Origin of the sequence: Actinomadura harenae (genome assembly GCF_003696215.1) — a bacterium.
GTDB lineage: Bacteria > Actinomycetota > Actinomycetes > Streptosporangiales > Streptosporangiaceae > Spirillospora > Spirillospora harenae.
On sequence record NZ_RFFG01000017.1, the window covers coordinates 31,389 to 54,420 of the forward strand.

At 73.2% G+C, this 23,032-nt stretch carries 24 protein-coding genes; 15 read left to right on the forward strand and 9 right to left on the reverse strand.

Annotated features, from left to right (window positions below; translation table 11 throughout):
* Nucleotides 1–83 precede the first annotated feature (83 nt).
* The 5 genes from EBO15_RS12025 to EBO15_RS12040 all read left to right on the forward strand — a co-directional run bounded on the left by EBO15_RS12025 (nt 84) and on the right by EBO15_RS12040 (nt 4,861).
* A complete protein-coding gene (locus EBO15_RS12025) occupies nt 84–1,055 on the forward strand; it encodes a zinc-binding dehydrogenase (protein ID WP_122194429.1) in 972 nt (323 codons plus the stop codon).
* A 39-nt stretch (nt 1,056–1,094) separates the two neighbouring features.
* Complete coding sequence (locus EBO15_RS12030; RefSeq protein WP_122194430.1) at nt 1,095–2,537, forward strand: EamA family transporter; 1,443 nt, start codon at nt 1,095–1,097, stop codon at nt 2,535–2,537.
* Nucleotides 2,538–2,577: 40 nt separating this feature from the next.
* A complete protein-coding gene (locus EBO15_RS12035; RefSeq protein ID WP_122194513.1) occupies nt 2,578–3,618 on the forward strand; it encodes a dipeptidase in 1,041 nt (346 codons plus the stop codon).
* Nucleotides 3,619–4,115: 497 nt separating this feature from the next.
* Nucleotides 4,116–4,265, forward strand: coding sequence for a hypothetical protein (locus EBO15_RS44150; RefSeq protein ID WP_158628200.1), 150 nt, complete (start codon nt 4,116–4,118; stop codon nt 4,263–4,265).
* Nucleotides 4,266–4,369: 104 nt separating this feature from the next.
* The gene (locus EBO15_RS12040; RefSeq protein ID WP_122194431.1) at nt 4,370–4,861 is read left to right on the forward strand and encodes an RICIN domain-containing protein; all 492 of its coding nucleotides are present in this window, start codon (nt 4,370–4,372) and stop codon (nt 4,859–4,861) included.
* Nucleotides 4,862–5,113: 252 nt separating this feature from the next.
* Here the strand turns inward: EBO15_RS12040 and EBO15_RS47285 are convergent, their stop codons facing one another.
* Together EBO15_RS47285 and EBO15_RS12050 are read right to left on the reverse strand one after the other, a co-directional pair.
* The gene (locus EBO15_RS47285) at nt 5,114–5,239 is read right to left on the reverse strand and encodes a hypothetical protein (protein WP_267898401.1); all 126 of its coding nucleotides are present in this window, start codon (nt 5,237–5,239) and stop codon (nt 5,114–5,116) included.
* Between the two features lie 199 nt (nt 5,240–5,438).
* On the reverse strand, nt 5,439–6,212 hold the full coding sequence (locus EBO15_RS12050) for an AfsR/SARP family transcriptional regulator (RefSeq protein WP_122194433.1): 774 nt from the start codon (nt 6,210–6,212) through the stop codon (nt 5,439–5,441).
* Between the two features lie 209 nt (nt 6,213–6,421).
* On the opposite strand from EBO15_RS12050, the gene EBO15_RS12055 reads away from it, so the two are divergent.
* Nucleotides 6,422–10,111: an nSTAND1 domain-containing NTPase gene (locus tag EBO15_RS12055; protein ID WP_122194434.1), complete on the forward strand. Its 3,690-nt coding sequence runs from the start codon at nt 6,422–6,424 to the stop codon at nt 10,109–10,111.
* Here EBO15_RS12055 and EBO15_RS12060 read toward each other — a convergent pair.
* Nucleotides 10,108–10,326 carry a DUF397 domain-containing protein gene (locus tag EBO15_RS12060; RefSeq protein ID WP_122194435.1) on the reverse strand — a complete coding sequence of 73 codons (219 nt, stop codon included), beginning with the start codon at nt 10,324–10,326 and terminating at the stop codon, nt 10,108–10,110. The genes EBO15_RS12055 and EBO15_RS12060 overlap by 4 nt on opposite strands.
* A gap of 2 nt (nt 10,327–10,328) precedes the next feature.
* The gene (locus EBO15_RS44155; RefSeq protein ID WP_158628201.1) at nt 10,329–11,144 is read right to left on the reverse strand and encodes a helix-turn-helix domain-containing protein; all 816 of its coding nucleotides are present in this window, start codon (nt 11,142–11,144) and stop codon (nt 10,329–10,331) included.
* A 240-nt stretch (nt 11,145–11,384) separates the two neighbouring features.
* Between EBO15_RS44155 and EBO15_RS44160 the strand changes: the two genes are divergently transcribed.
* Both EBO15_RS44160 and EBO15_RS12075 read left to right on the forward strand, forming a co-directional pair.
* The gene (locus EBO15_RS44160) at nt 11,385–11,690 is read left to right on the forward strand and encodes an ATP-binding protein (RefSeq protein WP_158628202.1); all 306 of its coding nucleotides are present in this window, start codon (nt 11,385–11,387) and stop codon (nt 11,688–11,690) included.
* 178 nt (nt 11,691–11,868) lie between these two features.
* Nucleotides 11,869–12,810, forward strand: a complete 942-nt coding sequence (locus tag EBO15_RS12075) for an SDR family NAD(P)-dependent oxidoreductase (protein ID WP_122194514.1) — start codon at nt 11,869–11,871, stop codon at nt 12,808–12,810.
* On the opposite strand, the gene EBO15_RS12080 is transcribed toward EBO15_RS12075, so the two are convergent.
* Nucleotides 12,798–13,340, reverse strand: a complete 543-nt coding sequence (locus EBO15_RS12080) for a TetR family transcriptional regulator (RefSeq protein WP_122194438.1) — start codon at nt 13,338–13,340, stop codon at nt 12,798–12,800. The two genes, EBO15_RS12075 and EBO15_RS12080, sit on opposite strands and share 13 nt — an antisense overlap.
* 85 nt (nt 13,341–13,425) lie before the next feature.
* Here EBO15_RS12080 and EBO15_RS12085 point away from each other — a divergent pair, with 85 nt between their 5' ends.
* From EBO15_RS12085 to EBO15_RS12095, 3 genes are all read left to right on the forward strand, one after another.
* Nucleotides 13,426–13,962 carry a hypothetical protein gene (locus tag EBO15_RS12085; protein WP_122194439.1) on the forward strand — a complete coding sequence of 179 codons (537 nt, stop codon included), beginning with the start codon at nt 13,426–13,428 and terminating at the stop codon, nt 13,960–13,962.
* A gap of 28 nt (nt 13,963–13,990) precedes the next feature.
* A complete protein-coding gene (locus EBO15_RS12090; RefSeq protein ID WP_122194440.1) occupies nt 13,991–14,611 on the forward strand; it encodes a hypothetical protein in 621 nt (206 codons plus the stop codon).
* Between the two features lie 121 nt (nt 14,612–14,732).
* Nucleotides 14,733–15,341 carry an SGNH/GDSL hydrolase family protein gene (locus EBO15_RS12095; RefSeq protein ID WP_122194441.1) on the forward strand — a complete coding sequence of 203 codons (609 nt, stop codon included), beginning with the start codon at nt 14,733–14,735 and terminating at the stop codon, nt 15,339–15,341.
* Between the two features lie 91 nt (nt 15,342–15,432).
* Here EBO15_RS12095 and EBO15_RS12100 read toward each other — a convergent pair whose 3' ends face one another.
* The gene (locus EBO15_RS12100; RefSeq protein ID WP_122194442.1) at nt 15,433–15,852 is read right to left on the reverse strand and encodes a MarR family transcriptional regulator; all 420 of its coding nucleotides are present in this window, start codon (nt 15,850–15,852) and stop codon (nt 15,433–15,435) included.
* Nucleotides 15,853–15,922: 70 nt separating this feature from the next.
* Here EBO15_RS12100 and EBO15_RS12105 point away from each other — a divergent pair, with 70 nt between their 5' ends.
* Together EBO15_RS12105 and EBO15_RS12110 are read left to right on the forward strand one after the other, a co-directional pair.
* Nucleotides 15,923–17,299 (forward strand): DHA2 family efflux MFS transporter permease subunit, encoded by a 1,377-nt coding sequence (locus EBO15_RS12105; protein ID WP_199744489.1) that lies wholly within the window; start codon nt 15,923–15,925, stop codon nt 17,297–17,299.
* 58 nt (nt 17,300–17,357) lie between these two features.
* Nucleotides 17,358–17,828: a GNAT family N-acetyltransferase gene (locus EBO15_RS12110; protein ID WP_122194444.1), complete on the forward strand. Its 471-nt coding sequence runs from the start codon at nt 17,358–17,360 to the stop codon at nt 17,826–17,828.
* A 49-nt stretch (nt 17,829–17,877) separates the two neighbouring features.
* Here EBO15_RS12110 and EBO15_RS12115 read toward each other — a convergent pair whose 3' ends face one another.
* The gene (locus EBO15_RS12115) at nt 17,878–18,522 is read right to left on the reverse strand and encodes a hypothetical protein (protein ID WP_122194445.1); all 645 of its coding nucleotides are present in this window, start codon (nt 18,520–18,522) and stop codon (nt 17,878–17,880) included.
* Between the two features lie 602 nt (nt 18,523–19,124).
* Between EBO15_RS12115 and EBO15_RS12120 the strand changes: the two genes are divergently transcribed.
* Entirely contained in the window at nt 19,125–19,589 is a 465-nt protein-coding gene (locus EBO15_RS12120) for a helix-turn-helix domain-containing protein (protein ID WP_122194446.1), read from the forward strand.
* 254 nt (nt 19,590–19,843) lie between these two features.
* Nucleotides 19,844–21,133 (forward strand): helix-turn-helix domain-containing protein, encoded by a 1,290-nt coding sequence (locus tag EBO15_RS12125; protein ID WP_325051899.1) that lies wholly within the window; start codon nt 19,844–19,846, stop codon nt 21,131–21,133.
* Here the strand turns inward: EBO15_RS12125 and EBO15_RS12130 are convergent.
* Both EBO15_RS12130 and EBO15_RS12135 read right to left on the reverse strand, forming a co-directional pair.
* The gene (locus EBO15_RS12130; protein WP_233616132.1) at nt 21,117–22,223 is read right to left on the reverse strand and encodes a sensor histidine kinase; all 1,107 of its coding nucleotides are present in this window, start codon (nt 22,221–22,223) and stop codon (nt 21,117–21,119) included. The genes EBO15_RS12125 and EBO15_RS12130 overlap by 17 nt on opposite strands.
* Before the next feature lie 55 nt (nt 22,224–22,278).
* The gene (locus EBO15_RS12135; RefSeq protein ID WP_122194447.1) at nt 22,279–22,959 is read right to left on the reverse strand and encodes a response regulator transcription factor; all 681 of its coding nucleotides are present in this window, start codon (nt 22,957–22,959) and stop codon (nt 22,279–22,281) included.
* Between the last annotated feature and the right edge of the window lie 73 nt (nt 22,960–23,032).

Here is a 23,032-nt window from a genome sequence, read left to right on the forward strand (position 1 = left end):
CATGACCGTGGTGGAGGTAGACCCCCTTGACCTCAATGTCTCTTCAGGTTGCAGGCTGGCCTTCCGAGCGAGAGGAGAGCGATATGCGGGTGGCACAGGTGACGGATTTCGGCGGACCGGACGTGCTCGTCCCGGCCGAGGCCCCGGACCCGGACGCCGGGCCGGGGCAGGTCGTCGTCGGCGTCGAGGTCGCGGGGATCACCTACGTCGAGACACAGATCAGGCGTGGTGTCGACCGCTGGCACGCCCGCCCGCCGCTGCCGTACGTCCCGGGCGGCCTGGTCGCCGGACGGGTGATCGCGACCGGCCCGGACGTGGACGCGTCCTGGGAGGGACGCCGCGTGATCGCGTCCACCGGGCAGACGGGCGGCTTCGCCGAGCGCGCCGTCGCCGAGGCCGGCGACCTGTTCGCGGTGCCGGACGACCTGGGCCTCCCCGAGGCCGTCGCCCTGCACAGCGACGGCGCCACCGCGCAGGGCCTCGCCGAGACGGCCCGGATCACCCCCGGTGACACGGTGCTGGTGGAGGCGGCGGCCGGAGGCGTCGGAACGCTGCTGGTGCAGTTGGCGCGGGCCGCGGGCGCGCGCGTGATCGGCGCGGCGCGCGGTGAGCTCAAGCTCCGGCTCATCCGCGACCTCGGCGCGGACGCCGCCGTCGACTACTCCGAACCCGGCTGGACGAAGCAGGTCCTCGACGCGACCGGAGGTGTCGGCCCGACCCTCGTCTTCGACGGCGTCGGCGGTGCGATCGGACGCGCCGCCTTCGAGGTCACGGCGCGCGGCGGACGGTTCTCCGTCCACGGCGGAGCGAGCGGGGACGCCACGTCCGTCGACCCGTCCGAGGCGTCCGCGCGGGGTGTCACGGTCATCGGACTCGAACAGCTCGCCGGCTTCGGCCCCCACCTGGACCGATGGGCGCGCGAGATGGTCGGCAAGGCCGCCGCCGGGACCGTCCACCCGGTCATCGGCCAGACCTTCCCGCTCGACCGCGCCGCCGACGCCCACGCCGCGATCGAGAACCGCACCGCCCTCGGCAAGACCTTGATCGTTCTCTGACCCTGGAACAACTACCTCGAATCGAGTTAGCATGCCCGGATGAGCCGACCGACATCGAACGGCGCGCTGGGAGTGTGGGTGACGTTGTCCCTCGGGGCCCCGTTCCTGCTGATCTCCATCGCCGCCCGCGCCCTGCCCACCGACGTGCTGACCTGGACGCGGTTCGCGCTCGCCGTCCTGACCCTGCTCGTCATGGCGGCGGCGCGGCGCGGCGTCGCCGAGGCGTTCGGCGCGCCCGCCCGGCTGCTGAGGTCCCGCCCGCTCGACGTCCTGCTGGTCGGCGTGTGCAGCGCGGCGCTGCCGTCCGCCCTCATCACCGTCGGCGAACACCACGTGCAGACCGGCCTGACGTCGGTGCTGCTGGCCACCACCCCGATGTGGGTCGCCATGGGCGCCCCGCTGCTGTTCCCGGCCGAACGCCTCGGCCTGCCCCGGACGGCGTGCATGGTCGCGGCGCTCTGCGGAACGGCCCTCATGACGACCGGCATCGGCGGGACGCCGCTGTGGGCGACCCTCCCGCTCGCCGCCTCGTTCAGCTACGCCGCCGGGGTCCTGCTCGTCCGCCGCCGGCTGCGGGACGTCGACCCCCTCACCCTGACCAGCGCGCAGATGACGGTCGCGGTCGTCATCAGCACGCCGTTCGCCGTGACGCACCTCTCCGCCGCCCGCTGGGAACCCGGATCCTGGGCCGCCGTGGCGGCGCTGGGCGTCCTGTGCTCGGGGCTGGGATGGCTCGCGAACACGACCCTCGTCCAGCGGGTGAGCGCCGTCCAGGCGTCACTGGTGTCGTTCGCGGCGCCGGTCGTCTCCCTGCTGCTGGGTACGATCGTGCTGGACGAGCGCCTGTCCCCGTCCCAGGTCGCGGCCGCCGGTGTCGTGGTGGCGGCCCTCGTGGCGTTCGGCGTCCTGTCGCGTCCGGTCCGCCGGGCGAACTCGCACCGGGAGGTGGCGGCCATCCTCGAACTCGCCGTCCTCGGCTTCCTCGCAGAGGACCCCATGCACGCCTACGAGCTGCGCAAACGCATCACCAAACTGGTGGGGCACGTGCGGCCGGTCAGCGACGGCTCGCTGTACCCGGCGTTGCAGCGCCTGCGCCGCCAGGGCCTGCTGTCCCGCGAGCAGGCCCCCGGCGAGGGCGGCCCCGCCCGTCAGGTCTTCGCGCTCACCGACGCCGGACGCGCCGAACTGGAACGCCGGCTCACCCACCCGGACGACCTGGACATCACCGACCGCAACAAATACTTCGTCGTCCTGGCCTTCCTGCACCTGCTGCCGCCGTCCACCCAGGCCGACGTCCTCCGCCGCCGCCTGACGTTCCTGGAGGACCCGCAGCGGGGCTTCTTCCTGAACGACGACCGCGCGGCACGCGAAGCCGACCTCACGTCCCCCTTCCGGGCCGGCATCCAGCACATCGCCCGCGCGACGTCCGCCGCCGAACGCGCATGGCTGACCCAGACCCTGCAGACTCTGCACCCCAACTAAGGGCCATAAGCTGCGGTATCTGGTGCAGAAGGGAACCGAGATGTCCGCTGAGCTTCATCGCAGGGCCGTCGTCGCCGAGACTCACAACGATCTGCTGATGGGCGTGGTGGCCCGTCCGCCCGAGCGGTGGGCGGGGTTCTTCCGGGAGCGCTGGCTGCCGCAGCTGCGTGACGGAGGCGTGGACCTCCAGGTCCTCCCGGTCTTCATCGACGAGCAGTTCCGGCCGGAGGGCTCGCTGCGCGAGACCCTCCGGATGATCGAGGCCGCGCACGTGCTCGCCGAGGGCAACGCCGACGAGGTGAGCCTGTGCCGGGACGGCGAGGAGATCGACCGGGCGCTCGCGGACGGCAAGATCGCCCTTGTCCTGGCCCTGGAGAGCGCCCCCGGACTCGACGCGAACGTGGAACTGTTCTCCACCCTGCACCGGCTGGGCGTCCGGGTCGCCTCGATCGCGCACTGGGGCCGCACCCCGCTCGCCGACGGCAGCGGCGAGGACGCCACCGGCAGCCGCCTGACGCGCGCCGGTGTCGAGACCCTGGCCGAGATGGAACGACTCGGCATGCTCTTCGACGTCTCCCACCTGGGAGCCTCCGGCGTCGCCCACGTCCTGGAACTCGCCACCCGCCCGGTCATGGCCACGCACTCCTCGGCCCGCGCCCTCCGCGACCACCACCGCAACCTCACCGACGACCAGCTCCGCGGCATCGCCGCGACCGGCGGCGTCGTGTGCGTCAACTTCCTCGCGGGCTTCCTCAGCGCCGACCCCGCCGAGTGGACCATCGACCGCCTCGTCGACCACATCGAGCACGTGGCGTCCGTCGCGGGCATCGACCACGTCGGCCTGGGCCCCGACTTCATCCGCGAGCTCAACCTCGAACTCACCCCGCCCTGCTGCGAGGGCATGGTCACCATGGCCGGCTTCGACGTCAACGCCGTCGTCCCCGGCCTCGACGGCCCCCGCGGCCTGCCCCTGGTCACCGAGGCCCTCCTCCGCCGCGGCCACTCCGAGCCCGACATCCTGAAGATCCTCGGCGACAACGTCCACCACCTCTTCCAAAAACAACTAGGCCGCCCCGCCTAACCCCCCGTCGCCTGCCCTGACCCCTCCTTTCGGCGAACGACCATCCCGCAGACGCGGGACCACGCCCCGACAACCTGGCTGGTCCCGTTCAGCGCCGAACCATCCCCAAAACGAAGCTCACGCCAACCGGGGAGTGGCGTAGGGCGGCGGGGAGCCGTCAGGCAGCCAACGGCAACGGCCGGCGGCGGCGCGCGGCTTCTACCGGGACGCTCCCTGCCGATCTGCGACGAGCCCGCCGCCGCCCTGGACGCCCGCGCCGAGCGCCGCCTGCTCGAGCAGATCCGTGCCCACGCCGCCGCCACGGCCGCACCGCCCTGTTGACATCCCCCGACTCGCTGGCGTCCTCCACGCCGACCACATCCATGTTCCGGAACGCGGCCAGGCCATCGTCCGCCGTGGCGGGCGTCGATCCCGTTCCAACGCCCTTCCAACGCCCTTCCAACGTCCTGCCTCGATCGTCATCAGTACCCGAACAGGGACGAACGAGGAGGTTCGAGATGGGGAAGGGCGCACCGGCCCGGATCCTGACGAGTGCGGCGACCGAGATCCTGGCCGCCGCGCCCACCGCGGTCGCGAGCGGCATCCTGGCCGCCCCGGCGGACGCTGTCACGGCCGCCCCGGCGGAGATGCGGGCGGCGGGCGGCTGAGACCGCCCCTCGACCACCACCGTTCACACCGCATGGCTGAAGCAACCGCGCCGCCATGAGCTCATCAGCGAGTTATTCCACGCCACAGAGAGGCAGACCTGCACATGAAGAGGAAACTCACGGCCGTTGCGCTTGCCGCTGCGACAGTCACAGGAGGAGTTGTCGCGGCGACTCCCGCGCAAGCCGCCCAGTTCTGGAACTTCCGCAACGCTGTGAGCGGCGCGTGCCTCGACTCCAACGCCAACGGCTCAGCCTACGTGCTGGCGTGCAATGGCGGCGCCTATCAGAAGTGGGAGTGGGTGTCCGGAGGGGCCAACTCCGGCAAGCTTCTCAAGAACCGGGCAACCGGGCGGTGCCTGGCCTACAACGACCAGCAGTCGGTCAGCACCCAGTCCTGTGCCAGCGGCTCCGTCAAGCAGAGTTGGTTCTACAACACGAGCAAGTACTACCTCATCGGCGGCGGCTACAGCAGCTACCCCGATACCGCGCTGAAGCTCCAGTTCGTGAGTACCAAGGGGCTGCGGGTGATCCAGCAGAGCCCGCCCAACGGCACCTACAACGACCTCATTTGGCACCCTTACGCGGTCGGTGCCTGACCGTAGCGTCCTGCCCCTGAAGCGGAGCACGCTTGCCAGGCCGAACTGAGAAACGCGGCCGAACAGCGATCGCGGTACGCGGCGGCGCTACGGCGAAGGCGAACACGCATTAGTGTCGCCCCTGGCAGGAAAGCGATTCACCACGGCGGGATCGGGGGCCCACAATCCCTCCGTGGTGAATCCACGCGGACGAGCGTGGTCCGGTTAGCGTTGAATTCGCACGTGTCACCAGCCGCACGAGGGTGGGCTTCTTCAGCGATCGTGGTGGTGGCGACTCGGGCCTTGCTTGGCGAGGGCCGCGCCGACGGCCTCTGCGGTGGCGTTGGTGTTGATGGCCAGGCTGCGGATGTTCTGGTGCCCGGACAGGGCCATGAGCATCGGGGCTGGCCAGCCGTCCTCGGCCAGGTGAGTGAGCCGGGAGTGGCGGAGCTGGTCTCCTCGGGCCAGGCGATCCGCACCAACACCTACAAGCTGTCCGACCGCAACATCGTGGGCTACATGCTGCCCAGGTAGCGGCGGACGGGCGTCGGCGGGCGCGCTTTGCGGGGTTGCGCGTCCGCCGGCCCACATCGGGGGGTCAGGCCGATGGAGTCAGGCCCGGCGCGGTGTGCGTCGTCAGCGCCGGGTCGTGGCGTAGGATCGCCGCCTCCAGGGCCGTCAGCTCCGGGCCGGGGTCCAGGCCCAGTTCCTCGGCCAGCAGGTGGCGGCCTTGGCGGCACACCTCCAGGGCCTCGGCGGTCCGGCCGGTGCGGTAGAGGGCCAGTGCGAGCCGCGCGCGGGGGCGCTCGCACAGCGGGGTCAGGCGTACCAGGTTCCGCAGCCTGCCGATCAGGTCGGCGTCGCAGCCGAGGGCCAGCCGGGCCTCCAGGGCCTCCTCGACCGCGCTCGACCGCAGTTCCCCCAGCCGCAGGGCCTCCTGGTGGACCGGCGCCAGATGGTCCTGCTCCTCGTAGGCGGCGCCGCCGCGCCACAGTGCCAGCGCCGTCTCGAACGCCTCGGCCGCCTCGCGCGGGCGGCCCGCCGCCCAGGCGTCCCTTCCCCTGTCGACGGCGGCGGTGAACGCGGTGGCGTCCAGTTCCCCGGCGGCGACGTGCAGCACGTACCCGGCCGGGTGGGACGCCAGCCGGCCGGGGCCCAAAGCCCGCCGCAGATGGTGGACGTAGCCGCGCAGCGTCTCGGCCGCCGCGCCCGGCGGCCGCCCGGCCCACAGCACGTCGGCCAGCCGTCCCGGCGAGACCGGGCGGCCCGCGTGGCACAGCAGTGTCGCCAGCAGATCGCGGAGCTTGGGCGACAGCGCCACCGGTCCCTCCGGGCCCTGGACGTCCAGTGGCCCGAGCACGCGGTATCTCATCGGCTCCCCTCTCGATGGGTCCCGGGGCGCTCCGGCGGCGCCCCACGACCAGGTCTAGGCAGCCGCCGGATTGTCCGAAATCCCTGGTCAGCGGGTCCGGACAAAGCGTCTCAATCTGATTCGCGCAGGTCGCCCCGGTCCGGGCGGGAAATCCCTAGGATGATGCCGCCCAACGTGAACAACAGCGGTCGCCGGGGAGCAGCCAGGCCATGGGGAGACCGGAACGCCCCCTGGACCCGCACGCGGGTCCCGTCGAACGGCTGGCGTGGGAGCTGCGCGGGCTGCGCGACCGCGCGGGCCGCCCCAGCTACCGGGAGTTGGCCGCGCGAGCCCACTTCTCCCGCAGCACCCTGGCGGAGGCGGCAACCGGGCTGCGCCTGCCGACCCTCGAGGCCACTTTGGCCTACGCCACCGCCTGCGGGGGCGACGCCGCCCGGTGGGAGGCCCGGTGGCGGGCGGCGGCCAAGGAACTGGAACGGGCGCGCCGCCGCTGCCCCTATCCGGGGCTCGCGCCGCTGGAGGCCGCCGACGCCGACCTGTTCTTCGGCCGGGACGACCTGGTGGAGCAGGTGCGCGCGGCGGTGGCGCGCGGGCCGTTGACGGCGGTGTTCGGGGCCTCGGGCAGCGGAAAGTCGTCGCTGCTGCGGGCGGGACTGGCGCCGACGCTGACCGCCGAGGGAGTCCCCGTCGCGGTGCTGATGCCGGGCGCGCACCCCCGCGCCCCGCTGGACGAGGCGGTCGAGAGCCTGGGCGGGGACGGCGTGCTGGTCGTGGACCAGTTCGAGGAGGCGTTCACGCTCTGCGCCGATGCCGGTGAACGGATGGCGTTCCTGGACGCGGTGACCGCGCTCGCCGACGGCGGAGGGCCCCGCGTGGTGCTCGGGGTGCGCGGCGACTTCTACGGGCACTGCTCCCGGCACGCGGGCCTGGTGGCGGTGTTGCGGGCGGGCGCCCAGCTCCCGATCGGGCCGCTGACGGCGCGGGAGCTGCGCGCCGTCATCGTGGAGCCCGCCGCCCGCGTGGGGCTGGAGGTCGAGCCCGCGCTGGTGGAGGCGGTGCTGGCCGAGGCGGCGGGCGAGCCGGGCACGCTGCCGCTGGTGGCGCACGCCCTGCGGGAGTCCTGGCGGCGGCAGCCCGGCCAGGTGCTGCGGCTGGCCGACTACCGCACGGCCGGCGGGGTCCGGGAGGCCGTGGCGCGCACCGCCGAGGAACTGTACGAGGACCTGGACCCTCCCCAGCGGGACCTGCTGCGCGCGGTGTTCCTGCGGCTGACCGCGCTCGGCGAGGGCACCGAGGACACCCGCCGCCGCGTGGACCGCGACGAGCTGGCGGGCCTGGCCGACCCCGGCGAGATCGACGCGCTGCTGGACCGGCTGGCCGCCGCCCGGCTGGTGGTGGTCGACCGCGGCACCGCCGAGCCCGCCCACGAGGCGCTGATCGACGCCTGGCCCCGGCTGCGGAGGTGGCTGGCCGACGACCGCGCCGCGCTGCTGCGGCACCGGCGGCTCACCACCGCCGCCGACGACTGGCACGACCACGGCCGGGACGCCGAGTTCCTGCTGCGCGGCGGGCGGCTGGCCGAGTGGGACGAGGCCGACCCCGGACCGCTCAACGAGCGCGAACGCGCGTTCCTGGCCGCCGGCCGGGCCCGCCGCGACGCCGAGCATCTGGCCGAGCGCCGCCGTGCGCGCCGCCGCTTCGGCGGGCTGAGCCTGGTCGCCGCCGTGGTCGCCGTGCTGGCGGTCGTCGCGCTGGTCCAGGCCGACCGCAACGCCGACGCCCGCGACCGCGCCCGGTCCCGGCAGCTCGCCGCCGAGGCCCGCCGCCAGTTCACCCTGGACCCCGCCCTGGCGTTGTCACTGGCGGCCGAGTCGCACCGGGTGGCGCCGACCGTCGAGGCGGACACGGTGCTGCGGCAGGCCCTGGCCGACGCCCGGCACCGGCCCGCCCCCGCCACGGGCCTGACCATCGTGACCGGGATGGCGGCCGCCCCCGACCGGACGCGGATCGCGGTGTGGGGTCCGGGGCGCGGCGCGGGGACGTCCGTGCGGACGTGGCGGTGGGAGGACGGCCGGCTGGTCCCGGACGGGCCCGGGCTGGAGATCCCCGCAGTGGTGAGCGACGCGGCGTTCGGTGCGGACGGCCGGACGCTGGCGGTGGGCGGTGGCAAGGGGACCGTCGAGTTGTGGGACGCCTCCGGCGGTCGCGGGCGGATCCGGACGCTGTGGGACGAGGGCGGGTCGCCGGTCCAGACCGCGGTCGCGTTCGCGGGCGGCCGGGTGGCGGCGGCGCGCGGTAAGGAGGTGCGCGTATGGGACCTGGACGAACCGGACCGCGCGTTCGTCCGGCTCGGTGCGGCCCATGACGTGGACACGGTGGCGTTGAGCCCCGACGGGCGGCAGCTGGTGTGCGGCGGCTTCGGGACGGCCCAGCGGATGTTCACACTGACGCGGACCGGCGCCGAGACCCTGCGGACCGCTCTCGACAGCCGTCCGAGGGACCTGGCGTTCAGCCCGGACGGCGTGTGGATGGTCTCCACCCAAGGCCGGCAGGCGCGCCTGTGGCGGACGGATTGGGAGGCCGGACGCGGGGACTGGCAGGCCGAGGCCACCTGGCGGATGGGGGCCGAGACGTTCCGGGGCGCCGTGTTCAGCGCCGACGGCGGCCGCGTCGCGACCTTCGCCGACGACCGGGCGGTCCGTGTCTGGGACACCGGCAGCACGCTGGACCCGCTGACGCTGCGCATCCCCTCGGGGGTCCTGCAAGCGGTCGCGTTCGCCCCCGACGGCCGCGGCCTGGCGGGCGTCACGGGCCAGGGCGCGCTGCACGTCTGGGACGTCACGGCGGGCACGGGCGAACGGTCGGCCCGGCTGGAGGGCCACGACGGGATGGCCGACCGTTCCCTCAGCGCCGACGGCGGGCGGGTCCTGGCCACCTCCGTCAAGGGCGACCGGTTCGCGGTCTGGGACGCCGGTCGGGGCGGGCGACCGCTGGCCGACCACCGCGTCCCCCCGGGCCAGGCCGACTACGCAGTGCTGAGCCCCGACGGCCGCCGCGCCGCCACGGGCGGGTTCTTCGGCGCCCCGGTCCGGCTGTGGGACCTGGCGGGCGGCCCGCCGCACGTGCTGGTGGAGAGCGGCGCGCGGACGACGGCGCTGGCCTTCGGCGGCGACGGCCGGACGCTGGCGGTCAGCAGCGGCGGCGCGGCCGACGTGCGCGTATGGCGGGTGCCCCCGCAGGGGCCTCCCACGGAGATGACCGGATGGCGGCGTGGCGGGGAGGGAGGCCGCGCCGACGGCGGACTGGCCGTCAGCGCCGACGGTCGGCGGCTGGCCAGCGCCCGCGCCGACGGCTCGGTGTGGTTCTGGGACCTGTCCGGCCGGGTCCGGCCCCGCGTCCTGCGCGGCGGCCGGTCCAGCGTGACCGAGCTCGCCCTCAGCCGCGACGGGCGGTGGCTGGCCGGGGCCCGCTCCGACGGGACCGTGCTGCTGTGGGACACCGCCGCCGACGGCGCGGCGGCCGCCGTCATGCGCGGCACCGGCGGCGAGATCCTCCAGGGCCGGTCGCTGGCGTTCACCGCCGACGGGTCCTGGCTGGCGGCCACCGAGCCGTCCGGCGGCCTGCGTGTGTGGCGGGTCGGCGAGGGTCCCACCGAGCCGCTGACGTTCGGCGGGCTCGGCGGACCGGTCGGCCCGCTGGCGTTCCACGGCACCCGGCTGGTCGCGGCGTTCACCGGTCAGGTGGGCTCCGACGGGGCGGCCCGGTGGCGTCGGCCGTCCCGCGTGCGCACCTGGGAGTGCGAGGTCTGCGGTCCCGCCGACCGCCTGCCCGCCCTGGTCCGGCGTCACGCACCCCGCCCGTTCACCCCCGACGAACGCCGCCTCTACCTACGCCCCTAGCCAGGCGCGTGGCTGGACCGCGCTCTTGACGGCGGCTCCGAGTCAAGGACGAACGAGGCCAGCCGACGGAGGTCGGTGCGGTGGAGGGTGAGGTGCCCGGCGTCGGGATCCTTGCTGTCGCGGACGCCCACGAACGTGCCGAGGTCGGCCAGTTCGATGCAGGTTCCGCCGCCGCCGCTCTCGCTGCTGTGGCTGCTCTTGCGCCACTTGATCATCGTCATTCCTCTCGCCGTTCGAGGATGAGCCATTCGCGAGACTCGTCCTCACTGCGAGCGCGAGCGGCGAGTCGATCAAAGCGTATCCGCGTACGGTCCGCTCGACTCTGGTCGTCGATGATTCCTCCTACGTCGAGCGCGGTGCCGGCGAAGCCCAGCTCCTCGCCCCTAGGCATCCTGAAGTGCCAGAACGATCCGTCGACACCGATGTGCGGCGTGATCCGCTCGGGAATGATGCGCAGCGAGACATGATGCCGCTCCGCCATTTTGAGCAGGTGGTCGGTCTGGGCGCACATCACCTCGCGGCTCGCCAGCGGACGTAGGGCGACCTCGTCGAGCACCGCCCAGATCTGGCGCTCGCCCCTCAACATCGCGGTCTGGTGCTCCATGCGGCGAGCCACGGCGGCGTCCACATCCTTGATGAGGCCGGCGTTGTGTCCGGCCGTCAGAAGGCTCCGCGCGTAGTCCTCCGTCTGAAAGGGCAGCGGAATGATGTTGTACGAGAAGACCCGGGTTTCGATGGCCTCGCGCTGAATGTGATTCAGGCGCTCGCTCCAGTTGGGGTTGGTGCCCGATGTCGCGAAGTAATGCAGGGTTTCGAAGAGTTGTCCGGTGTGCCAGGTGGTGTCGAGGGCCTTGCATTGGCGTTCGTCGAGTTGCTTGTCGCCGGTCTCGTACTTGGAAACTTGGCTGATCGAGCACTCCAGGATGGCGGCCACGTCGTGCTGGCGCAGGTTCATCCAGATGCGCATATGGCGAAGGTGATTGGCCATCAGGGCCCAGAGGGAGAGCCGGGCGTCGGGTGGTGGCTTGACCATGGTGCGCTCCGCGGGGGTCTGATCGGCGCATTTTCTGATCCGAGCAACAACAGTGACAACGGTAGTCGAGTGGCGTCAGGGTGTGATGCAGAACACTGGAATTCGCGCCATGAGGACGGGTCCGATGATTCCGAAAGCTCCGGTGGAGGACGATCAGGAAAGGCTGGTCGTTTGTCGGTTCGAGGCGGATTTGTCCGCTGCGGGGAAAGCGCGGCGGCGGGTGGGGGAGGTGCTGCGGGGGTGGGGCGTGAAGACCTTGAGGACGACGCCGCGCTGTGTGTGTCCGAGCTGGTCACCAATGCGCTGAACTGCGGTGCGGGCGATATCCGTGTGCTTGTCGAGTGGCACACCGATGCCATGGTCGAGGTCGCGGTGTGGGATGACGGGCCTGGGTGTCCCGAACTTCAGGAGCCCGACGAGAACTGTGAGACGGGACGAGGGCTCGGGATCGTCCAGGCGCTCGCGGTCTCGTGGGGCAAGCACGGCTCGCCGGACGGCGGCAAGACCGTGTGGGCGCGGTTCGTCTCGCCGGGCGCCGACGCGTGATCGCCGCGTTCGACGTTGTTCGCGCGTCGGTGGTGGTGGGGTCGGGCGTTGCCGGGGCGTGTGCGGCGGCCTCGCTGGCGGGGCTGCTCTTCCATATGTTCCGGCCGCGTCCGCACGGACGGCATCGGGCGGGGCCGTTTTGACCTGGAGCGCGCTCCAGTTCCTAGCGTCTTGGGACATGACGTGGGAACAGCAGCACAAGCTTGGTTCGGGGTTCGGCGCGCACAGCACGGCGCGGGACGTTCTCGTTGGGATCGTTCTCTCTGGAAAATCCGCGCTCGTCACCGGGGGCTACTCGGGGCTCGGGCTGGCCGGTGTCCAGGCGCTGGTGGAGGCGGGGGCGCGGGTCGTCGTCCCAGCTCGGAGGGTCGATGTCGCGCGGGAGGCGTTGGCGGGCCTGACGGGAGTGGAGGTCTTCGAGCTCGACCTCGGTGATCTGGAGAGCGTGCGTGAATTTTCCGATCATCTCCTGGGGGAGGGGCGGACGCTCGACATCGTGATCAACAACGCGGGGATCATGGCGTGCCCGGAGACGCGGGTCGGGCCGGGGTGGGAGGCGCACTTCGCGACCAACCATCTCGGGCACTTCGCGCTGGTCAACCGGCTGCGTCCGCTCTTCACCGAGGAGACGCGGGTGGTCTCGGTCGCGTCGTCCGGGCACTTCCTGTCGGGCATCAGGTGGGACGACCTGCACTTCAATGATGGGTACGACGGGTGGCTCGCGTACGCGCAGTCGAAGACGGCGAACGCGCTGTTCGCCGTCCACCTGAACGACGTGGTCGGGGTGCGGGCGTTCGCCGTTCACCCCGGCAGCATCCTCACGCCGCTCCAGCGGCACGTCCCGCGTGAGGAGCAGATCGCGCAGGGGTGGATGGACGAGAACGGCACCCCGGCGGAGGGCTTCAAGACTCCGGAGCAGGGGGCGGCCACGGCGATCTGGGCCGCCACGTCACCGCTCCTGGACGGCCTCGGCGGGCTCTACGCGCAGGACTGCGACATCGCCGAGCACGCGACCGGCGACGACATGCTCGTCGGCGGGGTCAAGCCGTGGGCCGTCGACCCCGAGGACGCGGCGCGGCTCTGGGGGATCTCCACCGAACTGACCGGTCAGGGCGCGTAGCAGGCCAGCACCGTGTCCACGTACGCGTCGATGTCCGCGGGGGCGGCGTCGACGCGGGCGAGGGCGAAGGTCCCCAGGTAGCTGGCGTAGGCGGCGGTCGCGCGGTGCCGGGCCTGCTCCTCCTCCATCCCGAGCTCGCGGAACGCCGCCGCGACGATCTCCAGCCGCCGCCGCGTGACCCGGCCCGCGACCTCGAGGACGGCGGGGTGCGTCTCGCCGGTCAGCCGCAGCGCGAGATCGGCGCGGTTGTCGGACAGGGCGTTCCGGAGCAGGATCCGCATCCGCTCCAGGGGGTGCGGAATGCCCGCGTGGCGGGCCACGACCTCGTCGGTCTGCTCGCGTTCCCACAGCTCCAGGGCCGCGTCCAGCAGCGCCGCCCGGTTCTCGAACAGCCAGTAGAAGCTCGACTTGGACGCCCCGAGCCGTGCCGCGACCGGCTCCACCGCGACCGCGGCGGCGCCTCCCTCGGCGAGTGCCGCGAGTGCCGCGGCGGCCCAGTCGTCCCGGCTGAGGCGGGCGGTTCGTGGCATTTCTCACGCTCCCCACGTTCTGGACGGTGCCGTACAGTCTAGGTTCTGTACGCATCCGTTCAGTACGTTCGGAGGGGACCCGACCGTGGACTGGATCCTGGACCGCCTGCTGCCCGACCCCGACTTCCGCACCTGCCACACCCGCGCCGTCGACGCCCCGCCGGAGGCCGTCTGGCGCGCGCTCCTGAGCATCGGCGTGGACGATCTCCCGGTCACCCGCGTCCTGATGCGGATCCGCGGCGGCGGCCGCCGTCCCGACCCCGGCGCCTTCGTCGCCAACGGCCTGATCCCCGAGCTCGGCCGCGAGGACGGACGCGAGGTCGTCATCGGCCGCGTCGGCCAGTTCTGGAAGCCGCGCCCGGCCCTCGGCCCGGCGGAGGCCACGGGCGCCGAGGGCTTCGCCGCCTTCTCCGAACCCGGCTGGGCCAAGGCCGCCATGGGCCTCCAGATCACGCCGCTCGACGGCCGCACCCTCCTCGCCGCCGACACCCGCGTCACCGCGACCGACCGGCGCAGCCGCCGCGCGTTCCGCCCCTACTGGTCGTTCATCCGCCTGGGGGGCGCCGGGATGATCCGCATCGAACTCCTCACCGCCGTCGCCCGCCTGGCCGAACGCGCCTGAGGCCCGTCCGATCCGGGGGGATCGACCGATGAACCGTGTGTGGCGCGTCCTCATGGCGGCCGCGATGCTGACCGGTGCCGCCTCGGGGTGCGGGACGGTCGCCTACTCGTCCGGAAAATCGAGCCCGACCGCGCCGGGGACGAGGTGGCCGGACGAGTTCTCCAGCGCCCCCGTCCCCTGGAGACTCTTCCCGGCCGAGGTGGTGAGGACCTTCCGCGACAAGGACGACTCATGCCGCTACAACCCGGGTGAGGGCTACGACATGTGGAGCTGCCGGTTCAGCGCCGCGCGCCCGGGATCCCCGCAGCGGGACGAGCTTTCGGTCGACGTGACGAAGTACGAACCGCGCCTCGGGGAGAGCGCGACCGACCACGCGGCCGCCGTGTTCGACTCGCTGCACCACGCGTTCGCCGATTTTCCGGTGTCCGCGCCGTCCCCGCTCGGCGACCAGGCGATCGACATGCCGGCCGGGGACGCGAAGGACAGGCCTCACGCCATCGACTTCCGCGTGCGGAACCTCATCGTGGAGCTCCAGGTCACCGTCCACAGGCGGAATCTCGACCAGTGGGAACTGGCCGCCGAGCGCCGCAGCCGGACGTGGCGTTACGCGACCGACCTGTCCCATGGCCTCGCCGGACTCCGCCCCTGACCGCACCGGCACCCGTCAGGGATCACATTGTGCGGAAGATCTTGAACGGGCACGATGGCGTTTCGAGCGATGACCGCGGTCACCAGGGGGTTCGTGGTGACCGCTCACAGAGGAGAACGCCATGATCCGGCTGTCAGACGGGCCCATGACCTGGGTAGCGACCGGGGACAGCATCACCCAGGCCGTCGAGCACACCCACGGTGCCCGCGGCTGGGTCGAGCACCTGCACGAGCGGATCCGGTGGCAGCTGAACCGGCTCACCGACGTCGTCGTCAACACCGGCGTCTCCGCGTGGGGCGCCGACGACGTGCTCGCGGCCCACGACCGCCTCATCGGACGGTTCGAACCCGACGTCCTGTCGGTGTCGCTCGGCACCAACGACTGCCTCGCCGGAGAGGACGGGCTGCCCGGGTTCCGCGACGCGATGCACCGGATCATCGCCGGGGCGGCGCCGGGCACGCAGGTCGTCCTGCACACGCCCGTGCTGGTCAGCGCCTCGGGCCGGGAGCGGCGCGCGGCGCTTCCCGCGTACTGCCAGGCCGTCCGGGAGATCGCGAAGGAGAGCGGCGCGCTGCTCGTCGACCACGAGGCCCACTGGCTGGAGCACCACGGCGCGGACGACCCGATCCCGTGGCTCGACGACCCGGCCCACCCCAACGCCGTCGGTCACCTGCACATGGCGAACCACACCCTGCGGAGCATCGGGCTGGGCGAGCTGGACCCGCTCTAGGGAGGTCGCCGCCCGACCTTCGCCGCAGCGGACCCACGACTTCGGGCGCGGACGGCGCGGACGGCGCGTCCGGCCCTGAGGTCCGGCGAGGTCAGCTTTCGATCTTGAGGAGGACGGCGAGGCGGTCGAGCAGGGCGAGCGTCTCGGGGACGTCCGGGGTGGCCTCGGCGAGGACGGGTTCGAGCGGCGCGTCGCGGATCACCTTCGCGCGGGGCGAGACGTCCGCGTTCGGGTGGAGGAGGGTGCGGCGGCGGTCGGACGGGTCGGGTTCGGCGCGGACGGTTCCGGCCTCGCGCAGGCGGGCGACGCAGTTGGAGACCTGGCTCTGCACCAGCCCGGTCCGCTTGGCGATCTCGGTGACCGTCGTGCCCGGATGGTCGCGGACGTCGTCGGCGACGATCAGGACGGTGCCGGTGCTCGTCGGGTGCTCGCCGACGCCCTCGGTCGGGATCGCGGCCTCGGCGATCTTCTGGAGGCGGCGTCCCAGCAGGTACAGCTCCGTGACGTTCACGGCCCGAGATTACATCATCCAAGATGCATCTCTCTTGATGCATCTCAAAAGATGCATTACGGTCGGCGGCATGACGAAGTGGCGCGGCAACCCCTGGGCCGTCCTGGCGACACTGTCCCTCGGGTTCTTCATGACCCTGCTCGACATGACGATCGTGAACATCGCGATCCCCGACGTGATGCGCTCGCTGCACACCGGCCTCGACCAGGTGGTCTGGACGGTCGGCGGGTACACGCTCGTCCTCGCCGTCCTGCTGGTGACGGCGGCGCGGCTCGGCGACCTGCGCGGACAGCGGACGGTGTTCGCCGCGGGCGTCGTCGTCTTCACCCTCGCGAGCGCGGCGTGCGGCCTCGCCCCGGACGTCGGGACGCTGATCGCCGCGCGGGTCGTCCAGGGCGTCGGCGCGGCGCTGCTCACCCCGCAGACCATGGCGCTGATCATCGCGACCTTCCCGGCGGACCGGCGCGGCACGGCGCTCGGCGTCTGGGGCGCGGTCGCGGGCGTCGCGACCCTGACCGGGCCGACGCTCGGCGGGACGCTGGTCAGCGCCGCGGGCTGGCGCTGGGTGTTCCTCGTCAACATCCCGGTCGGCGCGCTGGTGCTGGCGATGACCGTCCTGGTCGTCCCCGACGTCCGGACCGGACGCGCGCACCGCCTCGACCTGCCCGGCGTCCTGCTCTCCTCGGCGGCCCTGACCTGCCTCACGTTCGCGCTCATGGAAGGCGACCGGTACGGGTGGAACGCGTGGATCTGGGGGCTCATGGCGTCCGGCGCGCTGCTCGGCGGCCTCTTCCTCCGCCACCAGGCCGGAGGCCAGGACCGCGAGCCGCTGATCCCGTTCGAGCTCTTCCAGAACCGCGGATTCGCGCTGATGACGGCCCTGATGGGCGTGATCGGCGCGGCGCTCATCGGGGCCGTCCTGCCCCTCGGGATCTTCCTCCAGGAGCAGCTCGGCCTCAGCGCCGTCCACGCCGGGCTCGCGCTCGCGCCGTCCCCGCTCGTGTCGCTCGCCGTGTCGCCGTTCGCCGGTCGGATGAGCGACCGGGTCGGCGGGCACCGCGTCCTGGTCGCCGGACTGCTCGCCTTCGCCCTCGGACTCGGCCTCGTCGCCCTGCTGACCGGCGGCGACGCGCACGCCTGGACGTTCACCGCGCCGCTCATGCTGATGGGACTCGGCACCGGATGCATGATCGCGCCGCTCTCCGCCGAGGCGATGCGCGGCGTCCCGGCGCGGCTCGCGGGGTCGGCCTCGGGCGTCAGCAACTCCGTCCGGCAGCTCGGCTCGGTGCTCGGCACCGCCGCGACCACCGCGCTCATGACCGTCGGCTCGCCGCTGGACGGCGTCCACCTGGCGCTCGCGCTGCCGATCGTCCTGCTCGCGCTCGCCGCCGGAGCGCTCGCGTTCACCCGCCCGCGCACTCCCGCCCCGGCCGCGACCTCCGCGTGAGCCGACCGCTATCGCCGGGTCTGTCGAGATGTCATCCCCTTCGCGTACTTTGCTCGACATGGAACTGCTGGTGTCCTCCTACGCCGATCCGGCCGCGCGGAAGCTGATCGACGAGCTGCAGCAGGAGTACGTCGTGCGCTACGGCGGGCCGGACGAGACGCCGGTCGACCCGGCCGAGTTCGCCGCGCCCCTCGGCCACTTCGTCGTCGGACGCCTCGGCGGCGACCCCGTCGCGTGCGGCGGATGGCGCGCGCACGACGCGGGCGAGCCCGGCTTCCTGGACGGGGACGCCGAGCTCAAGCGCATGTACGTCGTGCCCCGCGCCCGCAAGCGCGGCCTCGCGCGGGAACTGCTCGCCGGGCTCGAGGCCGCGGCGCGGACGGCGGGACGCGGGCGGATGGTCCTCGAGACCGGCACCGCGCAGCCCGAGGCGCTGGCCCTGTACGCCTCGTCCGGGTACGGCGAGATCGAGAAGTTCGGCTACTACCGTTGCTCCGAGTCGAGCCGCTGCTTCGGCAAACTCCTGTAGCGGCCACTGCTGGTCAGGCCGACACTGCTGGTCAGGCCAACACTGCTGGTCAGGCCGACACGTGGCGGCCCGCGACGTGGAGGTGGCGCTGCGGGCGCGCGACCCACGCCCAGCCGGTCTCCTCGCTCTCCTTGTTGGCCAGGTCGATCTCGAAGAACTCGGCCGGCGGGATCAGCGTCCGGTGTTCGAGGACGAAGTTGCGGTAGAGGAATCCGCTCATCACGAACCCCAGGTCGGTGCCGTGCCCGGCGACCAGGTCGCGGAAGGCCGGGGCGTCGAGCATCCGCGCGAGCCGGACGAACCCGTCGCCGTCCAGGCCCTCGCCGTCCCGCAGGACGAGGCCGACCGCGGCCGCCGCGCGGAGCTGCAGCCGCCCGTCCTCTGTCCGGGCCTCGTTGCGCGCGCGGAGCTGCCGGTCGAGGTGCTGGACGAGCTCGCCGGCGAGCAGCCCGCAGTCGGCGTCCGGCGGGGCGGCCAGGACGAGCCCGTCGCCGGTGTCCCGGGACGAGCAGCAGTCCAGCGGCAGCCCGATCGCGGCGAACGCGGCGCGCGCGACGGCGTGCAGGTCGTCCCGCAGGACGCGCCGGACGGCGCCGGAGCGGCGGCCGTAACCGACCACGTCCAGCCCGAATACCGCGCGCGGGACCGGATGGCCGGGAAGCCCGGCCGGAGGGGGCGATGCGTTCTGTTCCATCGTCATCCTCGAAACGGACCGGCGTGTGGATGCGACGCCGGAATCGCCTTCCCGGAGCACTCCGGGAGTAGGCGCAAGCATGGAACGCCGCATGTGGGCCGGGTGCCCGAACGAACGCGGTCGCCTCGAAATCGGCACGGACGCGAACAAAGGCGAACAGGGGAAGGGCGAAAGGGAAGGGGGTGGCGGCGGGCGTTCCGACGCTCTGCCGCCACAGCACTGCGCGCGGCCGCCCGCCGCCGGGGCCGCCCGGTCAGGAGCGCCCTTGAGAGGAGCGGTTTCGTGTCACGTGACACATCTCCGCCCTGAGTCGATTATCGCGCATGTCCCCGGCATGCCCCCGTCGTGACCGCCCGTTTTAAGGCGATTTATGGTGCATGATCGAATACCGCCTGGGATTCTCTACCGTGACCACCCCGGAACGGAGGAGGATCCATCTACCTTGGGTGTGGATTTCTCCCCTCCAGCATCTCGTTAGAAATGCCGACATGATGCTGATCTCTGAGCCATGATTTCGTGGATCGGGGCGATGCGACGGCCGCCACCGTCGGCGCCCCCTTACGAAACGTCCGGTCAGGCACGACCAGTGGGAGGAGCTGCACATGTGCGCGAAGGGGGAGCACGACGATCCGCGCCGCCCTGAGGGACGGCGTCCCGACGACGGCGGGTTCCGCCTGACCGCCGAACGCCTCGCGGTCGCGATCCGCCTGGCCGCCGACCATCTGGCGGCCCTCATCCGCGTCGCCGCCGAGTACCTGGCCGGCGCCCTCCAGGGCTGGGCCCGCCGGTCCCCGTCCGAACACCCCGACCCGGCCACCGCCCGGACCACCGCCGAGTTCGCCGAGCAGCTCCGCCGCCTCAAGCGGTACCGCGGCGCGTCCTACCGCGAGATGGCCCGGCTGAGCGGCGGCACCCCCGTCGTCTCCACCCTCTCCAAGGCCGACAAGGGCGACCGGCTCCCGAGCGAACGCGTCCTCCGCGCCTACCTGCGCGGCTGCCACCTCGACGACGCCGCCATGACCCCCTGGCTCGAAGCCCGCGGCCGCCTCGCCATGCGGGACCACTGACCCGCCTCACCCCGCCCCGCCCCGCCCCGCCCCGCCGCTGGGACGCCTCACCAGGCACGACGACCGCGCTCCAGGGGAGGTCTTCGTCCAACCTCGTCAAGCGGGGCGACCGAATCTGGTCGGGTCTCGCCATGGACGCCCAGGGGACCCTTGGTTGGGATGATGATTTTCCCCACACTAGACTCAAAAGTGAGCAATTTTCTCATGTGTGGCTGTAAGGCGCATGAGCCGGTGACGGACCTGGGGGGAGCGGCGTGGCGGAGGACGCGACGGGCGGGACCGGGACGGCGGGACACGGGCGCCCCTGGTCCGACCTGCCCAGGGAGCTGGCCGACCACATGCGGCCCAACCTGGACGAGGTCGCCGACGACATGATCGCCGAGATCCAGGGCCGGGTCCGCGAGTACGACCGTCCGGGCGACGGCCCCTACTCGGGGACGCTCCGGCTCGCCGTCGAGCGCGTCCTGCACCACTTCGTCGAGCGGGTCGCCGACCCCGCGCACGAGCCCGGCGACCTCGCCGACTTCTTCCGCGCGATCGGCCGCGGCGAGTCGGGCGAGGGCCGCAGCCTGGACGCCATGCAGTCGGCCATGCGGGTCGGCGGGATGGTCGCCTGGCGGCGGATCGCCGACGGCGCCGCCGCGCTGGAGGTCGACCCGCGCACGCTCGGCGCGGTCGGCGAGGCGCTCATGCTCGTCCAGGACGAGCTGGCCGCCGCGGCCGCCGAGGGGTACGCGCAGGCCAAGGCCGCCGTCGCGGGCGAGATGCAGCGCCGCCGCAAGCGCCTGCTCGACCTGCTGTTCGCCGACCCGCCCGCCGCGCCGGAGGCCATCGCCGACCTCGCCGCCGCCGCGGCCTGGCCGGTGCCGCGCACGGTCGCGGCGGTCGCGCTCGGCCGTCCGCCCGCCGGGTCCCACCACCCCGCGTTCCCGCCGGACGTCCTGTCCGACCTGACCCGCCGCACGCCCAGCCTGATCGTCCCGGACCCGGACGGCCCCGGCCGCGCCCGCCTCATCGACCGCGCGCTCGCCGGGACGCACGCCGTCGTCGGCCCGACCGTCCCGGTCGCCGAGGCCGCCCGCTCGGTGCAGTGGGCGCGCAAGACCCTCGCGCTCGTCGACCGCGGCGTCATCGAGTCGGACGGCGGGGTGGTGCGCAGCGTCGAGCACATGTCCACGCTGATCCTCTTCCAGGACGAGGACCTCATCTCGTCCCTCGCCGCGCTGCGCCTCGCCCCGCTCGCGCACCTGCGCGTCAGCCAGCAGGACCGGCTCGCCGAGACGCTCCTCGCCTGGCTCCAGTCGGGCCGCAACGCCAACGAGGTCGCGATGCGGCTGCACGTCCACCCGCAGACCGTCCGCTACCGGCTGCGCCAGCTCGAGGAGCTCTTCGGCGACCAGCTCCTCGACCCCGACCAGCGCTTCGACCTGGAGATCGTCCTGCGCGCCCGCGCGCTTCTCGCCTCCGGCGCGGGCGAGCACCTCCTCGCCACCGTCCACGAGGCCGTCGGCGAGACCGGCGAGATCGTCAGCCTCCGCCGCTGACCGACGCGGAGCGGGCCGGGAGGGTCACGCGGATGCGGCAGCCGTGCGGGGTGTCGACGACGCCGATGAGCCCGCCGTGCATGTCGACGACCCAGCGCGCGATGGCGAGGCCGAGGCCGGTGCCGCCGTCCGGGGTGGCCGCGCCGGACGCGCCGCGCGAGAACCGCTCGAAGACGCGTTCGCGCTGGCCCCTGGGGATGCCGGGCCCCTCGTCGGAGACCTCCAGGACGAGCGCGCCCGCCCCGTCGCCGGGACGCGCCGTGATGGCGACCGCCCCGTCGGACGGCCCGTGCCGGACGGCGTTGTCCAGCAGGTTCGCGAGGACCTGGTGCAGCCGGTCGCGGTCCCCGACGCAGCTCAGGCCGGGCGCGATGTCGGTCGTGACGGGGGTGTCGGGGAACGCGGCGGTCACCTCGTCGACGAACCCGGCGACGTCGAGGACGCGCAGGTCGAGCGGGACGGCCCCGGCGTCCACCTTGGACAGGTCGAGCAGCTGCCCGACCAGGCGCCCGAGCCGTTCGGTCTGCTCCAGCGCGGACTCCAGGACCTCGGGGCTCGCGGGGGTCACGCCGTCCGCGACGTTCTCCAGGACGGCGTGCAGCGCGCTGATCGGGGTGCGCAGCTCGTGCGACACGTTCGCGACGAACTCCTGCCGCTGGCGGTCGACGGCGGCGAGGTCGGCGGCCATCCGGTTGAACGCGCCGGCGAGCTCGCCCACCTCGTCCCGTGACGTGGACCGCACCCGGCGCGAGTAGTCGCCGCGCGCCATCGCCCGCGCCGCCGCCGTCATCTCGCGCAGCGGCGCGGTCATGCCGTGCGCGATGAGCTGCGTGATCACCAGGGCGATGAGCAGCCCGACGGGGACGGTCTGCCGCGCGCGGAACCCCAGCGGATACCCCCACAGGACGATCAGGATCGCGATGCACGCGGTCACCACGACCAGCACGCCCAGCTTCACCTTGATCGAGCGCAGCGGGTCCAGCGGCCGGGGCAGCCGCTCCCACGCGCGCTCCGCCGACCCGCGCTTGCGCCGCGCCCGCTCCCGCACCGCCGCGACGGCCCGCAGCCGCGCGAACCCGCGCACGCTCACCGTGCCCCCCTCGCGAGCACGCCCCTCACCCGCAGGCGCCTCGTCCGCGTGTCGCTCACGCCGGGATCTCCAGGCTGTAGCCGACGCCGTGGACGGTGCGGATGAGGTCGGGGCCGAGCTTGCGGCGCAGCGCCTTGACGTGGCCGTCGACGACGCGCGTCCCGGACGCGTCGGCCCAGTCCCAGACGTCCTCGAGCAGGACGGCGCGGGTGAGGACGGTGCCGGGGCGGCGGGAGAGGCAGGCGAGCAGGTCGAACTCGGTCGGGGTGAGGTGCACCTCGGAGCCGTCCCGGCGGACGCGGCGGGAGCGCTCGTCGATCTCGAGCGGGCCGAGGCGGGTGACGGGCTCGGGCGCGGGCAGCGTCAGCGTCGCGGCGCGCTCGACGCGCCGGAGCAGCGCGCGGATGCGGGCGACCAGCTCCCGCATGCTGAACGGCTTGGTGAGGTAGTCGTCCGCGCCGACGCCGAGCCCGACGAGCTTGTCGGTCTCGTCGTCGCGGGCGGTGAGCATCAGCACCGGGACGGGACGGTCCGCCTGGACGCGGCGGCAGACCTCCAGCCCGTCGAAGCCGGGGAGCATGACGTCCAGCACGATGAGGTCGGGGGCGGTCTCGCGCGCCCGCGCGACGGCGGACGGTCCGTCCGCGGCCGTCTCCACCGCGAAGCCCTCGGCGGACAGCCGGTCGGCGACCGCCTTGGCGATGGTGGGTTCGTCCTCGACGACCAGGATGCGCATGCCCCGACCCTAGGAGCGCGGTGCGCGCGCTCCCGGGGCGGGTTGTGCGGATCCTGTGCCGATCACCGGATCC

Coding starts and splice junctions, on each gene's coding strand:
- EBO15_RS12025 (WP_122194429.1), top strand. CDS start 84: ATGCGGGTGGCACAGGTGACGGATTTCGGCGGACCGGACGTGCTCGTC.
- EBO15_RS12030 (WP_122194430.1), top strand. CDS start 1,095: ATGAGCCGACCGACATCGAACGGCGCGCTGGGAGTGTGGGTGACGTTG.
- EBO15_RS12035 (WP_122194513.1), top strand. CDS start 2,578: ATGTCCGCTGAGCTTCATCGCAGGGCCGTCGTCGCCGAGACTCACAAC.
- EBO15_RS44150 (WP_158628200.1), top strand. CDS start 4,116: ATGGGGAAGGGCGCACCGGCCCGGATCCTGACGAGTGCGGCGACCGAG.
- EBO15_RS12040 (WP_122194431.1), top strand. CDS start 4,370: ATGAAGAGGAAACTCACGGCCGTTGCGCTTGCCGCTGCGACAGTCACA.
- EBO15_RS47285 (WP_267898401.1), bottom strand. CDS start 5,239: ATGCTCATGGCCCTGTCCGGGCACCAGAACATCCGCAGCCTGGCCATC.
- EBO15_RS12050 (WP_122194433.1), bottom strand. CDS start 6,212: ATGAGATACCGCGTGCTCGGGCCACTGGACGTCCAGGGCCCGGAGGGA.
- EBO15_RS12055 (WP_122194434.1), top strand. CDS start 6,422: ATGGGGAGACCGGAACGCCCCCTGGACCCGCACGCGGGTCCCGTCGAA.
- EBO15_RS12060 (WP_122194435.1), bottom strand. CDS start 10,326: ATGATCAAGTGGCGCAAGAGCAGCCACAGCAGCGAGAGCGGCGGCGGC.
- EBO15_RS44155 (WP_158628201.1), bottom strand. CDS start 11,144: ATGGTCAAGCCACCACCCGACGCCCGGCTCTCCCTCTGGGCCCTGATG.
- EBO15_RS12075 (WP_122194514.1), top strand. CDS start 11,869: ATGACGTGGGAACAGCAGCACAAGCTTGGTTCGGGGTTCGGCGCGCAC.
- EBO15_RS12080 (WP_122194438.1), bottom strand. CDS start 13,340: ATGCCACGAACCGCCCGCCTCAGCCGGGACGACTGGGCCGCCGCGGCA.
- EBO15_RS12090 (WP_122194440.1), top strand. CDS start 13,991: ATGAACCGTGTGTGGCGCGTCCTCATGGCGGCCGCGATGCTGACCGGT.
- EBO15_RS12095 (WP_122194441.1), top strand. CDS start 14,733: ATGATCCGGCTGTCAGACGGGCCCATGACCTGGGTAGCGACCGGGGAC.
- EBO15_RS12105 (WP_199744489.1), top strand. CDS start 15,923: ATGACGAAGTGGCGCGGCAACCCCTGGGCCGTCCTGGCGACACTGTCC.
- EBO15_RS12110 (WP_122194444.1), top strand. CDS start 17,358: ATGGAACTGCTGGTGTCCTCCTACGCCGATCCGGCCGCGCGGAAGCTG.
- EBO15_RS12115 (WP_122194445.1), bottom strand. CDS start 18,522: ATGGAACAGAACGCATCGCCCCCTCCGGCCGGGCTTCCCGGCCATCCG.
- EBO15_RS12120 (WP_122194446.1), top strand. CDS start 19,125: ATGTGCGCGAAGGGGGAGCACGACGATCCGCGCCGCCCTGAGGGACGG.
- EBO15_RS12135 (WP_122194447.1), bottom strand. CDS start 22,959: ATGCGCATCCTGGTCGTCGAGGACGAACCCACCATCGCCAAGGCGGTC.